We start from the raw sequence: 13,511 nt of genomic DNA on the forward strand, positions 1-13,511 counted from the left end.
TTCACAACCAAATCGGGAATCTCCCCCTTTCGTAGTCGCGCGATTTATCGCGCTCGTCCCGCATCCCGCCTATGTTGATGGGCCACAGCGCGATAAATCGCGCGACTACGAAAGGGGGGATCGCCTTCGTAAATTGTTATCATGGATAGTCTTTTAGAAAGAAAGAGTCTATGCAGCCTGTAAAATTGCTGATCGTTGGTGCTGGAAGTCGGGGATCGAGATATGGCGAGTATGCCCTTGAGCATCCCGAGCTGGCGCAGGTGGTGGGAGTTGCGGAGCCGCGCGAGTACTTCCGCAATCGTCTGCTGGAACGGCATGGAATCGCTGCCGAAAATGCCGTGGAGGATTGGCACGAACTGCTGGCCCGTCCACGCCTGGCCGATGCGGTGATTATTGCGGTGCAAGATGCATTGCACCTGGAACCGGCTGTGGCCTTTGCCGAAAAGGGCTATGATATCTTGCTGGAAAAGCCGATGGCACCCGACCCGGAGAGTTGTAGGCGCATCGTGGAAGCGGCCCAGGCGCAGAACAATATTTTCGCTGTCTGCCATGTGATGCGTTACACCCATTATACACAACGGCTGAAAGCACTGGTGGCCTCTGGACTGATTGGCGAGGTTGTGAGCATCCAGCATCTAGAGCCAGTAGGCTACTGGCATTATGCCCACTCTTTCGTGCGTGGTAACTGGCGTAACGAGGCCGAATCGTCGTTTATGTTGCTGGCGAAGTCGTGTCACGACATCGATTGGTTGCGCTACATCATAGGGCGGCCCTGTGTGCAGGTCTCTTCATTCGGTTCGCTACAACATTTTCGGCGCGAGGCCAAACCTGCTGAAGCTGGTCAGGCGAAACGCTGCCTGGATTGCGCTTACGAGCCGCAGTGCCCCTATTCAGCTAAACGCTTTTATCTTGAGCGCCTGCGTCGTGGCGATCGTGGATGGCCCCTGGATGTGATCACAACGGAATTTTCGGAGCAAGGGGTGCTGGATGCGTTGCGCAACGGACCCTATGGACGCTGTGTCTACGAATGCGATAACGATGTTGTCGATCATCAGGTTGTGAATCTGCTCTACGACAATGGCGCGACGGCCTCGTTTACCATGATTGCGACCAGCGAGACGCGAGATCGCGAAACTATCATCTTCGGCACGCGCGGCGAGTTGAGGGGCAATGGTGAAAAGATCGTGCATTATAATTTCTTATCGGGGAAGACGGAAGAGATTGCCATTGAAGGACCGGAGACCGGAATGGCGGGACATGGTGGCGGCGATTATGGCATTATGAAGGCGTTTGTGGCGGCTGTAGCTCAGCGTGATCCTAATCTGATCCTGTCGGGACCGGCCGAATCGTTGGAGACACATCTGACCGTCTTTGCGGCCGAGCGTGCGCGGCGAGAGGGCAGCACTGTACGGGTTTGAGTGCATGTATTTGAGGGTAGAATGACCATGCAAGAAAATGCTGAGAGCTTGCTTGTGGGTGTCGATGTGGGAGGGACAAAGATCGCCGCCGGAGTGGTTGATGCTCGTGGTCAGGTGTTGAGTCGCGTGCAAATCCCGACCGATACAGACGGCGCGGAGAAGACGTTACAATCTATCGCGACTGGAATTGTCGAGACCATGCGAGCGGCAGGCGTTGAACGTGAGCAGATACGAGGAATCGGACTGGGCATTCCTGGTGAGGTGAACCCTGAAAGCGGTGTTGGTCTGTTTGCCGCGAACTTGCACTGGAGAAACGTGCCGGTGAAGCGGTGGCTGGAAGATGCGCTTGGGATGCCATGTGCAATTGAGAACGATGTCAGCGTGGCTGCTCTGGGAGAGCATTTGTATGGAGCAGGGCGAACGGAGAGAGATAGCAAAGCCGATACGATGGTGTATTTGAGCCTGGGAACCGGTGTGGCAGCCAAAGCTATTATCGGCGGCAAGTTGCATCGTGGCTCACATGGGCTGGCGGGAGAGATCGGGCATACCGTCTTTGTTCCCGATGGGCCGTTGTGTGCATGTGGCGCGCGAGGATGCCTGGAGGCGCTGGCGGCTGGGCCTGCGCTGGCAAAGCGAGCACGTGAAGCGATTCAGGCTGGCCATGTTTCTCTGTTGCAGGAACAGGATCAGGCCACTTTGACAGCACATCATTTGTTTAGCGCGATTGCTCAGGGTGATAATCTATCGCGACAGATTGTTGCCGGGGCCGCAACACATCTGGCATATGCTGTGTATCTGTTGGCGATGACCTTTGATCCACAGGTGATAGTGCTTGGCGGTGGGCTGGCTCACGAGGAGAATCCATTGATTGAAGGGATACGTGCTGGCGTCGCTCAGTGGATAGAGCGCTCCCCTGTTTTTCGTGTGATCTGGCATGCGAATATGTTGCGACTGACCGCGTTAAAGCGCGATGTTGGGATACTGGGCGCGGCTGCTCTTCTGGCAGACGGCGAGACAGTCTAGAAGGTGTCATAAAAGCTATGAGCTTACTTGCGATTGTGAACGGCGATGTCCTCACGCCACAAAAGGTACTGGAGGATGCAACGGTACTGATTGAAGGTGAGCGGATTGTTGAGATTCGGCAGGGAGGGAGCTATCCCGCAGAGGCGACGATGCTTGATGCGCAAGGTGGATTGGTTGCGCCGGGCTTGATCGATATTCATGTACATGGCAGTGCTGGATACGATACGATGGATGCCACGCCGCAAGCTTTGCACGCGATGGCAACGTTTTTCGCCGCTCATGGCGTGACCAGCTTCCTACCTACTACTGTGACCGCTGAGCAGACGGCGTTGTTGGCGGCGGTTGAGAATGCCACATGGTGTCAGCGGCACTACCAGGGAGGGGCGCGCATCATTGGCCTGCATCTGGAAGGCCCATACATCAGTGCGGCTCATCCCGGCGCGCAACCCGTACCGCATATTCGTCCAGCAGATCCCGCTGAATATACCCGGCTCTTCGCTCGTGGCAATGTACGCTTGATCAGTCTGGCCCCGGAAATAGCAGAGAATCGGCCATTGATTGAGTATGCGGCGGCTCAAGGTGCGTCTGTTGCGGTGGGACATTCGGCGGCAACTTATGACGACGTAATGGAAAATGTTCCACGCGGCCTCAACCAGTGCTGTCATACTTTCAACGGGATGAGCAGGTTACATCATCGCGAACCAGGGGCTGTTGGTGCAGTGCTGACCTGTGATGAGATCTATGCTCAGGCTATCGTGGATCTGGTGCACTTGCATCCCGCCATCGTCAAACTGCTCGTCAGGGCAAAGGGAACGGAGCGAGTTGTTCTGATTACCGATGCCATGCGCGCGGCTGGTCTCTCTGATGGGGAATATGATCTGGCTGGTCAGAGCGTAACGGTGAGCAAGGGTAGGGCATATCTCACGTATGGGAATAGCCTCGCCGGAAGCGTCCTGACAATGGATCAGGGGTTACGCAACCTCATGCAAGCCACCGAATTATCGCTGATCGAGGCGCTGCCGATGGCAACCTCTGTGCCCGCACGCTCAATCGGTCTGGGGCACGAGCTCGGTCTGTTACAGCCCGGCTATGTGGCTGATCTGGTTATTTTGAAGCACAACGATGGTCGAGATTTTCAAGTAGAAACGACTATTGTACAAGGAAACGTTGTTTATCAGAGAACATCATAGATAGAGAAACGAGGAATGTGAGATGAGTAAAGGAGTACTTCTGTGACGAAGATTGATACCGTCCAGCACGGAGATGTGAGAGAAGTGGGCAAGGCGACATTACAGGAAATTATTACGCAGCCGGTTGCCTGGCAAGCGGCCCTCGACATGGTGCAGGCGCTCAAACGTGAGCTAAAGACGTTGTGGGCCGACGAGCAGGTCGCCGAGGTGCTGGTGACGGGGTGTGGTTCAACATATTATCTCTCTCTGGCGGTGGCCCCGCTATTGCAGCAGCAGTTGGGGATACGGGCGCGTGCGCTACCTGCGTCCGAACTCCTCCTCTTTCCTGAGACGGTCATACCACCGTCAGGAAAAGCGCTATTGTTGACGATTTCGCGCTCAGGTAGCACGACGGAGACTATCAAGGCCACGCGACAATATCGGGAGAGGCAGCTGGGAAAAGTGGTGAATATCGGCTGCTATGGCGATGCAGAACTGGTAGCACTCAGCGATCTGGCTTTGACTGTTACGGATGGGCAGGAACAGAGCGTTGTGCAAACGCGCTCGTTTAGTGCGATGTTGCTGACTGCTCAGGCGATGGTTGCAGCGTTAAAAGATGAGCAGCAGTTGCAGGCAATGCAGCAGTTGCCGGAGTTTGGCTCCCAATTGATTGCGGCCCATCACGATCTGGCGAGACAGCTTGGAGAAGATACCAGCATTGACCGCATCTACTTCCTGGGTTCGGGCCTGCTCTATGGATTGGCTAGCGAAGCGAATTTGAAGATGAAAGAGATGTCCCTCTCCTTCGCGGAAGCTTTTCACTTCATGGAGTTTCGGCATGGTCCAATGTCGATGGTCAACAAACATACACTGGTGGTTGGTCTGCTCTCCGATGCGGTTCGCGATTATGAAATGGCCGTATTGCGCGAAATGAGGGCATTGGGTGGGCGAACGCTGGTCCTGACCGAGCAGCCTGTGACGGAGCAGGAGGCGGATTATGAGGTTTGTTTCCGTTCTGGTTTGCCGGAAGCGAGTCGATCCGTTCTCTATTTGCCGGTATTGCAATTATTGGGTTTCTATCGTGCGGTTTCACGGGGACAGGATCCCGATCATCCCCATAATTTGACTGCTGTGGTTGTCCTGGAGCCAGGCAAACAGCCATGATTGTAACGATTGTGCCGAATCCGGCCCTGGATAAAACGGTGGTCTTGCCCGATTTCACGACGGGCAAGATCTATCGAGCAGATGTCCTCACGCTGGCTGGCGGCAAGGGCTTTAATTTTGCACGGGCCTTGCACACATTGGGTCAGCAGTGCCTGTTGATAGGCCCAGTTGGTGGACACGCGGGGAGACGCCTGCTAGAACTGGCGGCTCAGGATGATCTGCCCTGCGATTGCCTGCCAGTTGAGGCCGAGTTGCGTACCTGTCTGACCATCGTTGATCCTCGTTCCAGTCAGCCGCCAACGGAGATTTATGAGCAAGGAGCGCCTTTGCAGTCTGGAGCGTGGGATCTCCTGATTGCTAAAGCTGTCAGCCATTTTGCCGAAGCCAACTTTCTTGCCGTCTGCGGCAGTTTTCTCCCTGGTACGCCGGAGGATGGATTGTATCGTCTCGTTCAGCAAGCAAAACAGGCTGGCGTGCCAGTTCTGCTCGATACACATGGGCCTCAATTGCGCGGCGTGCTGGAAAGTGGCCCGGCACTTTTAAAGGTCAATCAGTTTGAGGCCGGAGAATTGGTTGGAAGAGACATTGCCACTGTTGCCCAAGCTCTAGAGGCAGCGGTAGAATTGCAGCAGCATGGCGTCCAGGAGATTGTGATTACGCTGGGCAAAGAGGGGGCGGTTGGTCTGACTGCTGATGGGCAGCGGTTTGGCTGGGCTGCTCCAGAGGTGCCAGTTGTTTGTCCGACCGGGAGCGGTGACAGTCTCTTTGCCGGAATCGTGGCTGGGCTGGCGCAGGGACAGCGCTTGCCGGAAGCGGTCCGGCAGGGAGTCGCGGCAGGAGCTGCCAATACGTTGCAACTTGGGGCTGGTCGTCTGGATTGTCAGCAAATGAAAGCACTGTGGCAGGAGGTTCGGGCTTTGCCAGTTGATGCTCAGGGCTAAGAAGCGCACGCAGGAATGAAGAGAAGGACGAAGAACATGTCGAATGAAGCGAAAGTACAGATCAGTCGGGGCAAATTTGAGGGCATACAGGCCTGCGCCGATAAAGACGGGATTATTGCTGCCGTCGCGATGGATCAGCGGGGAGCCTTAAAGAAGCTCATGGAGCAGACGCGCAAAGGTTCGGCCACCGATGCCATGTTGACCATCTTTAAGCAGAAAGTGGCGAAAGTGCTGACCCGCCATGCCAGCGCCGTGTTGTTGGACCCGGAGTATGGGCTGCCAGCGCTACAGGAGCGAGCGAGCGGGACGGGCGCTCTGCTGGCCTATGAGAAGACGGGCTACGATGCCAATGCGACGGGACGCCTACCCGATCTGTTGCCAGTGTGGAGCGCCCGGAGATTGGTTGAAGCCGGGGCAACGGCGGTTAAAATCCTACTGTATTATCACCCCTTCGACGATGAGCGCATCAAAGACATCAAGCACGCGTTTATCGAGCGCGTTGGCGATGAGTGCCGTGCGCTGGATGTGCCATTTTTTCTGGAACCGCTGGTCTACGATGATCGCTACGACGAAAAGAGTCTGGAATTTGCGCGCTTGCGACCAGCCTATGTGCGAGCCACCATTGAGGAGTTTTCGCAGCCCCGCTATGGTGTGGATGTGTTAAAAGTGGAGGTGCCGATCAACGTGGCGTATCTGGAAGGCAGTCGGGCTTTTAAGGGAGGAGTGTCGGCATATAACTACAAAGATGCGCTGGATCATTTTCGTGCTGCTGCCACTGCTGCTCAGAAGCCGTTGCTCTATTTGAGCGGTGGCGTCGATGATGTGGTCTTTCGCGAGACGTTGCAGATGGCCGCTGAGGCAGGTGCGCTCTTTAATGGCGTGTTATGTGGACGCGCGACCTGGAAAGGTGGAGTCCCTGTGCTGGTTGAGCATGGTCCCGAAGCGCTTGAGGAGTGGTTGAGCGATCAGGGCGTGAAGAACGTCCAGGCGCTTAACGAGGTATTGAAGCAATGCGCGCATCCCTGGTATACTGTCTATGGTGGCCTGGAGAACATAAAGATTGTAGAGCGAGCATGATTGTGGTAATTGCGCAATGATTGGTGCATTCAGCAAATTGAGAGGGGGAGAGAGGAAAAGTTCCCCTACCCGTAGCGACAATGGGAGGTGTGGTGGGGCTGCGGGGGCCTTGCGCTTGTCGCGCTCCTGGAACTCCATTGCGGGGCAACAGCGACAAGCGCAAGGCCCCCGCCAAGATCCCCAGGCCCCTCTTGTCGCTACAAGTAGGGGAACATCTTCTGTGCCCAGAGCCATTCCCCCCATCAATTGCTGGATACATCAATATCGTGCAATTACTACAATCATAGAGGTCTTCCCTCAAATTGTTAATATTAAGTAATCGATACCGTTTCCCCGCCCGTCATCGTTTGCAGATCGGCTGGTGTGAGCTTGAAGACGGCAAAGGGCGTGCCAGCGGCGGCCCAGATTTCGTCATAGAGCAGCAAATCCTCATCGATAAAGGTTTCAATTGGTTCTAGATGACCAAGAGGCGGCACACCACCAACGGCAAAGCCGGTGTGTTGCCTGACGAAATCAGCATCGGCCTTCGTGATCGGTTCACCGGCAAGCTGGGCGAGTTGTTTCTCGTTGACACGGTTGGTGCCGCTGGCAACGACCAGGATTGGCTTGCTGCTTTGCTTGCCTTTGAAGATCAATGATTTTACGATCTGTTCGACACGGCACCCGATGGCCTGTGCTGCTTCTTTTGCTGTGCGTGTGGAGTCAGGCAGTTCGACGACTTGACTGGAAAATCCCCTGGCGTTCAGCGCTTCCTGCACCTTGCGAGCGCTATTACTCAAATCATTTATCATTTGCGACCTTCCGTGACGAAAGAGTGATAGTTTGTGGTGCCGACATGTTGCAGGTCGGTTCCGCGCAACAGAACCACGATTCGGTCAGATGTGGTAAAACCTTGTGCGCTCCGTAGCGTTGCAGCGCATCCTCAATCGAGAAATCCCTTCCTTGAGCTGTCAGTGCTGAGGCTTTTATCTGAAAGAAGGTTGCTAGCGGATCAACATTGTTGCCCTCTGCACGCTCTGCCAGCGCCGCCACGTTTTTCTGCAACTCGTCCATGTGCGGATCGGGATGCTGCCAGCGATACGTATAGGCAGCCCCGTCAAGCTCGCCAACCCATTCGTTGCTCTCTGTCGTATCGAGCAGGGTCGAACCGGGAGGGACGAGCAGGCGAATGGAGAGGTGGACGGGATCGATATGTTCGATATAGTGTCCCTCTTCAAAGAAATCGAGCAGGTCAATATAGCTGTCGAGCGTCTCCCAGGGCGTAAAGGGGAGCAGTGAGGGACGGAGTGAGATGCCTGCTTGCTCTGTCAGGGCAAAGGCTGTAGCGATATCGGCGGCTGTGTGGCCCTTGTTGAGACGTTGCAGCACCGTTTCATTGAGCGATTCGACGGCAGAAACGATAAAGAGGCAACCATTAGCTTGCATCTCCGGGAGCAGATGGCGATGTTTCAGCAGATGCTCAATTTTGATCGTCGCATCAAACGTCACATCGGGAAATTCTTGATGCATTGCCTGAATGATGCGTATCGCGTGCGTCGGACCATTCCAGAAATCGGGATCGCCAAACGTAATATGTTGTGCGCCCTGTGCGACTTGCGTACGGATGTCAGCTAGCACGATCTCTTTTGGCACAGCGAAGAATCGTCCATGATAGATCGGCACGACGGGGCAATGCAGGCAGGTATGTTTGCAGCCGCGCGTTGATTCGGTGTAACCGGCAACTCGTAGCTCGTCATTCCATTGCAGATGGGCATATTGTGTCAGTGCGGGTAGTTGTTGGCGTTGTGGGACAAGAAATGGTGTGCGCTCGACCCAGGGACCACTGGTAGCTGTTCGCGTATGCACTCCCGGTACATCAATCGAGGCACCATTTTCAAGCGCTTGCACCAGATTGAGCAGCGGCATCTCATATTCGCCGCCGATGGCCGAATCAATGGCTTCCTGTAAGAGATGGTCCGCATTGAGCAGGGCGTAGAGGCCGTAGAGACAGATATGGGCGTTGGGATTGTTCTGGCGTATGCGTTGGGCAATCTGTTCTCCTAAGCGCAAGGCGGTATGCATAGGGACAGAGATAGCAATGAAACGCGCCCGGCGTATAGCTCTGGCTGTGAGTGGTTCGACTGCCGTATCAATGCACACAGGAGTATAACCGGCCTGTTCAAGCAGAGCCGAGAGTGATGCAAGGTGAAACGGTTGATGTCCCAACTCATAGCAAGAAATGAGTAGAATATCTCCTTTGTTTCTCATTTTTTACGTGCTGCTCCGCCTCCGCCTTTGCGTCTCGGACCAGCACCAGCGCCAGCCGGTTCGGGTTCCCAGCCTTCGGGCATTTTCGCATCTGCACCGAAGAAAAACTCTTCCATTTGTTCGCGCAGGATTTTGCGCGCTTCAGGATCGGCCATATTCAGCCCATAGTGATTGATGATGAGCGTACTCTGCGCAGGCCACATATCCCAGGCTTGCTTGGAGATCCCCTCGTAGATGCGCCTGCCCAATTCGCCGGGAAATGGCGGCTTATCCAGCCCTGGTAGCTCGCGCTGCAATTTGGCGCAAAACACCATATGCTGGCCTTGTTGCTGGCTCTGTTGCGCGGGATCGCCAAAGAAGAACTTTTCCATCTCCTTGCGCAGCAGTTTGCGTGCTTCGGGATCGGCCATATTTAAGCCATTGTCATTGATGATCTGTGTGCTTTGCGCAGGCCACATTTCATATGCCTGCTTAGAAACATGCTCAAAGATGCGCTGCCCCAGTTCGCCAGGGAACGGGGGCTTGTCCAGGCCGGGCAATTCGCGTTTGAGTTTGACACAATAAACCATTCGTGGCATGATAAAAACTCCTGAGTTCAGGTGCCTGGTTAGCAATGATTGAATCTCTATTATAGAAGATACTACATGATGCAATCGGCCATGTCAAATAATGGATCACCACAACGACCTCCACGCGTCCTCTTTTTCGGTATGGAAGGAGCCTTTTCGTTTCCATCGCTGGCAGCTCTACTTGCAAGTGGTGTAGAGGTGTGTGCTGTGATCGTGCCAGCCGCGCCCAGACCCGATCACCACGTTGTACTGATCCAGCGCAGGGAGGCTCCACGTGTTCTGCGCTCGACATTGCCACTCGTCAACTCATCGCTCCATACCTCCATTGTACAACTCGCCTGGCAAAAGCGTCTGCCTGTATGGGAAATTTCGCGCCTGGGACACCCTGAAACCGTTGCTGTTCTGGCGGCATATGAGCCAGATCTGATCTGTGTTGCCTGCTTCTCCCAGCGTATTCCTCAACGTATTCTTACCCTCCCGCACCTGGGCTGCCTGAACATTCATCCCTCGCTGTTGCCCGCGAATCGTGGCCCGGTGCCGCTGTTCTGGACCTTTCGCGAGGGCCAGACGACTACAGGTGTTACGATTCATTTTATGGAAAGGCAGATGGATAGCGGTGACATCCTGGCTCAAAAAAGTATTGCTGTCCCGGATGGCATCAGCTACAACCTGCTTGAGCGAAACTGTGCTAGCGAGGGAGGAGTGCTGCTGGCCCAGAGTGTCTGGGATCTGTATACAGGCGATGTAACGCCTCGTCCACAAATTGAGGAGGGTAGCTCTTATCACTCTTTTCCTGCCGACGAAGATTTTGTGGTTTATGTAGAGCAATGGGATGCGCGCCACATCTATAACTTCATTTGCGGTGTTGGTGAGTGGGACGAGGCGATTACATTGCGAGTAGGTGAAGAAACGCTACTTTGCCGCCACGCGATTTCTTATAGTTTTGATAACCTCGATGGTGAACAGCTATATTACCAGAGCGATGAGGGGCTGATGATACGTTGTAAGAGCGGGTGGGTGTGTGTGGAGCCTCTCTCATAGAATTTCTAACCAGCAATTGTTAACCTTGGCTTGACTTTTTGGTTATGAGTGTGTATAGTGCGTAGAGATGATACGTACTATACGTATTCAATGCGTATTGATCGCGTACTGATCGAAGGGATAGTTTCTCATGGCTCGTTTGAACATTACCGTTCCAGATATGCTCTATGCTCGCCTGGAACAATTGCGTGACCGGATCAACCTTTCAAAAGTTTGTGCGACAGCATTAGAAAAGGAAGTAATGATGCTCGAAGGACAACCTAACATCACTGATCCCAGAATCGCCCGGCTCCTGCAACGGCTTCAGAGTACCCGTGAGCGCTGGCATCAGCGTGGCTACGAAGATGGCATTAACTGGGCTGTGGAACTGGCAACCCGTGACGAATTGCAGAGCGTGGCAACCCATCTTGCGGGGCACGATGGTCAACATCTCGCCAAGTTTTTTCATGTACGGGACAAGTTTGCCATCGCAACTCATTCTGCGCCGCCTCCGCCAATGCCGCCTGAGCCGCCCGGTTTCCATGTTCATGTCCAGCCGCCTATGCAGGGAGGGCATATAGTTTCTGAACCGGCTTTTCCCGTGCCTGGAAAGCATGTTTTTTCAAAACCAGCCTTTCCCCCTGGTGAGCAGCCAATCCATCATGAGGTCTTTTACCATCGTGCAGGCGTTCCGTTTCCTGATTTCCCAACGTCGTTTCACCCGGAGGAGCGGCTCAAATACTGGCAAGACCAGGATCGCGAAAAGAACGGAGAGGCGGCGGCAGGCGAAACAACGCGTGTCGAAGTTGATGAAGGTGCCTACTTTGAAGGCTGGCGCGATGCCGTCAAAGGCATCTGGCAGACCATCGCCCCCGCCCTCTCCTGAGATGCGACAGGCTCGCCTTCCTCTCTATGTTTACCGGGGCACCTGATTGCGCGTCATCGGGCGTACGAGCAGTACGGGACAGGGAGCATGATCGAGAACGAAGCGAGCGACATGTCCAACCGATCGGGGACCGGGAGGGAGCGCGCTTCCTCCTGGAGTGCGCGGACAGATCACGATCAGATCGGCGTTCCACTCAACGGCGCAATTGACGATTTCTCGCTCTGGGCGTCCCTTTCTGCTCAGCAGCTCGGAGCCGGGGATGAAGCGCTGACCCTCGTTGAGAATATCCTGGGACGCCACCTGTTCCGCCTGTTGCATCTGCTCTCTTCTTGGCCCTCGTAGTTCATGCGGGCGAAGGTGACGTATGCGCAGGCGCTCCATCTCCTCAAGCGGCCCTTGATCGGTCACATAGAGCAATCCAACGGCCTGTGTATCGTTATGGAGCAGAGTTGTCAGAGCGTGCGTGATTTGTTCGATATTGGTATCATCCAGACAGCATAGGACGCGCATAGATACCTCCTCATTCTAATAGGGTAATAGTAGCCAGATGACGAATGCCCCCACTAGAAGCATCAGCGGCGTGACCAGAACGCCTATTTTGAAATAATCCAGCCCCGACACATCAAGGTTGCGACGGCGCAAGATCAGCAGCCAGAGCACTGTTGCCAGCGAGCCAACCGTTGTCAGATTTGGCCCCAGGTCGCAACCGAAAATGGTTGCCGCGACGAAGCCGAGATGTACAGAAGGACTCGCCTGTTGCACACCTCCTAGAGCCGAGGACATGACAACCGCCATCGGCACATTATTGATGAGATTGGTGCCAAAAGCAGACCCCAATGTGCCAATCATCACAGCTCCAAAGCTTGTTCCGCCAGAGAGATGCAGCAAGAGTTGTCCGAATGTTGCGGTGAGACCTGTATCTTCAACGGCCTGCACAACGACAAACATACCTGCGATAAAGCCAAAGATCGACCACGAAATCTCTTTGCCTAGATGCTGGATCGTCGTCCGCTTCCACCATAACGCTCCAACAAGCAGCAAAGATGCACCACCGAGCGCGACGATTGAGAGAGGAAAACGAGTCGCCGAAGCCAGCACATAGGCCACCACAACGAGCAGCAGAATACCACAGGTATAGCGAAAATAGGCGGGATGCTTGATGCTGCTTTCCGCAGAGAGGAGTCGCTTCATATCGAATTGCCCTTGTAGCTGGCGACGATAGAGAAGGAAGAAGATTGCAATATTGATGCTAATCACCAGCAGGGAAGGTAAGAGGAGCAGGCGCAGAAAGGTCCAGAGATCGAGCGGAAACTTTGACAGAACGATGATATTGATGGGGTTGCTGACGGGCAGGAGGAACGAAGCTGTGTCTGCGATAAACGTGCAGGCGAACAGGTAGGGCAGCACTGAGAGCCGTAGACGCGTCACCAGTGAGTAGACAATCGGCGTGAGGATGAGCGCGGTGGCATCGTTTGAGAGGACCATCGAAATTATGCTGCCCAGCAGAAAGATGTTGAGCAGCAGCCGCGAAGGGTTATTGTGAGCCAGCCGCGCCGCCTGAACTGCCAGCCAGTCAAATAAACCTGCAACCTCTGCAAGCGCGGACAGGCTCATCATGCCGAGAAAGAAAAGAAACGTGTTCCAATCGTTGAGCAGCGTATTGAGCGCTTGCAGAGGAGAAAGCAGGCCAAGCAGCAGCATGAGCGCTCCACCAATCAAAGCGATCAACGCCTCGTCCCATTTGAACGGGCGAATCATAATCCCCAGCAAAGTGAGTAGAGCAATCAATGCGGTCAGGATCGTGCGGGTGAGCGCCGGGACGTGAAAGAGCAAAAACATGAGCGATGGTCCTTGTGTGCCGGTGAAATAGGATAAGAGCAGCTACTAGTAATACGGCCGGACTACACTCAATGAGTCAAATTGCATAGCTTATCGAGCGATAGATCGTATATGGTAGGGGCGATGGCTTGTCTTCGCCCGTTTTGCCCCAATTGTGT

General features: G+C 54.5%; 13 protein-coding genes. 8 read left to right on the plus strand and 5 right to left on the minus strand.

Annotated elements, in window-relative coordinates; translation table 11 throughout:
• Positions 1 to 170: 170 nt before the first annotated feature.
• From K3T83_RS34005 to K3T83_RS34030, 6 genes are read left to right on the plus strand one after another with little or no spacing between them, the layout of a single operon-like run.
• Positions 171 to 1,418, plus strand: a complete 1,248-nt coding sequence (locus tag K3T83_RS34005; protein ID WP_220207358.1) for a Gfo/Idh/MocA family protein — start codon at positions 171 to 173, stop codon at positions 1,416 to 1,418.
• 27 nt (positions 1,419 to 1,445) lie between these two features.
• Positions 1,446 to 2,441: an ROK family protein gene (locus tag K3T83_RS34010; protein WP_220207359.1), complete on the plus strand. Its 996-nt coding sequence runs from the start codon at positions 1,446 to 1,448 to the stop codon at positions 2,439 to 2,441.
• Positions 2,442 to 2,458: 17 nt separating this feature from the next.
• Positions 2,459 to 3,631, plus strand: a complete 1,173-nt coding sequence (gene nagA / locus K3T83_RS34015) for an N-acetylglucosamine-6-phosphate deacetylase (RefSeq protein ID WP_220207360.1) — start codon at positions 2,459 to 2,461, stop codon at positions 3,629 to 3,631.
• Positions 3,632 to 3,673: 42 nt separating this feature from the next.
• The gene (locus K3T83_RS34020) at positions 3,674 to 4,774 is read left to right on the plus strand and encodes an SIS domain-containing protein (protein WP_220207361.1); all 1,101 of its coding nucleotides are present in this window, start codon (positions 3,674 to 3,676) and stop codon (positions 4,772 to 4,774) included.
• Complete coding sequence (locus tag K3T83_RS34025; RefSeq protein WP_220207362.1) at positions 4,771 to 5,715, plus strand: 1-phosphofructokinase family hexose kinase; 945 nt, start codon at positions 4,771 to 4,773, stop codon at positions 5,713 to 5,715. The genes K3T83_RS34020 and K3T83_RS34025 overlap by 4 nt, the downstream gene beginning before the upstream one ends.
• A 36-nt stretch (positions 5,716 to 5,751) precedes the next feature.
• Positions 5,752 to 6,792, plus strand: a complete 1,041-nt coding sequence (locus tag K3T83_RS34030) for a tagatose 1,6-diphosphate aldolase (protein WP_220207363.1) — start codon at positions 5,752 to 5,754, stop codon at positions 6,790 to 6,792.
• A 311-nt stretch (positions 6,793 to 7,103) separates the two neighbouring features.
• Here K3T83_RS34030 and K3T83_RS34035 read toward each other — a convergent pair whose 3' ends face one another.
• Genes K3T83_RS34035 through K3T83_RS56505 form a run of 3 tightly spaced genes read right to left on the minus strand, consistent with a single transcriptional unit; the run spans position 7,104 to position 9,617 of the window.
• Positions 7,104 to 7,583, minus strand: coding sequence for a YbaK/EbsC family protein (locus tag K3T83_RS34035; RefSeq protein WP_220207364.1), 480 nt, complete (start codon positions 7,581 to 7,583; stop codon positions 7,104 to 7,106).
• Positions 7,573 to 9,039, minus strand: coding sequence for a CUAEP/CCAEP-tail radical SAM (seleno)protein (locus K3T83_RS34040; RefSeq protein WP_220207365.1), 1,467 nt, complete (start codon positions 9,037 to 9,039; stop codon positions 7,573 to 7,575). Before K3T83_RS34040 ends, K3T83_RS34035 begins: the two co-directional genes overlap by 11 nt.
• The gene (locus K3T83_RS56505) at positions 9,036 to 9,617 is read right to left on the minus strand and encodes an oxidative damage protection protein (protein ID WP_236065043.1); all 582 of its coding nucleotides are present in this window, start codon (positions 9,615 to 9,617) and stop codon (positions 9,036 to 9,038) included. Before K3T83_RS56505 ends, K3T83_RS34040 begins: the two co-directional genes overlap by 4 nt.
• A gap of 66 nt (positions 9,618 to 9,683) precedes the next feature.
• Here K3T83_RS56505 and K3T83_RS34055 point away from each other — a divergent pair, with 66 nt between their 5' ends.
• Positions 9,684 to 10,649, plus strand: coding sequence for a methionyl-tRNA formyltransferase (locus K3T83_RS34055; RefSeq protein ID WP_220207366.1), 966 nt, complete (start codon positions 9,684 to 9,686; stop codon positions 10,647 to 10,649).
• 130 nt (positions 10,650 to 10,779) lie between these two features.
• Positions 10,780 to 11,514 (plus strand): hypothetical protein, encoded by a 735-nt coding sequence (locus K3T83_RS34060; RefSeq protein ID WP_220207367.1) that lies wholly within the window; start codon positions 10,780 to 10,782, stop codon positions 11,512 to 11,514.
• 30 nt (positions 11,515 to 11,544) lie between these two features.
• On the opposite strand, the gene K3T83_RS34065 is transcribed toward K3T83_RS34060, so the two are convergent.
• Together K3T83_RS34065 and K3T83_RS34070 are read right to left on the minus strand one after the other, a co-directional pair.
• The gene (locus tag K3T83_RS34065; protein ID WP_220207368.1) at positions 11,545 to 12,024 is read right to left on the minus strand and encodes a universal stress protein; all 480 of its coding nucleotides are present in this window, start codon (positions 12,022 to 12,024) and stop codon (positions 11,545 to 11,547) included.
• Between the two features lie 15 nt (positions 12,025 to 12,039).
• On the minus strand, positions 12,040 to 13,353 hold the full coding sequence (locus tag K3T83_RS34070) for an SLC13 family permease (RefSeq protein ID WP_220207369.1): 1,314 nt from the start codon (positions 13,351 to 13,353) through the stop codon (positions 12,040 to 12,042).
• Positions 13,354 to 13,511: the final 158 nt, after the last annotated feature.

This window comes from Reticulibacter mediterranei (genome assembly GCF_016587455.1).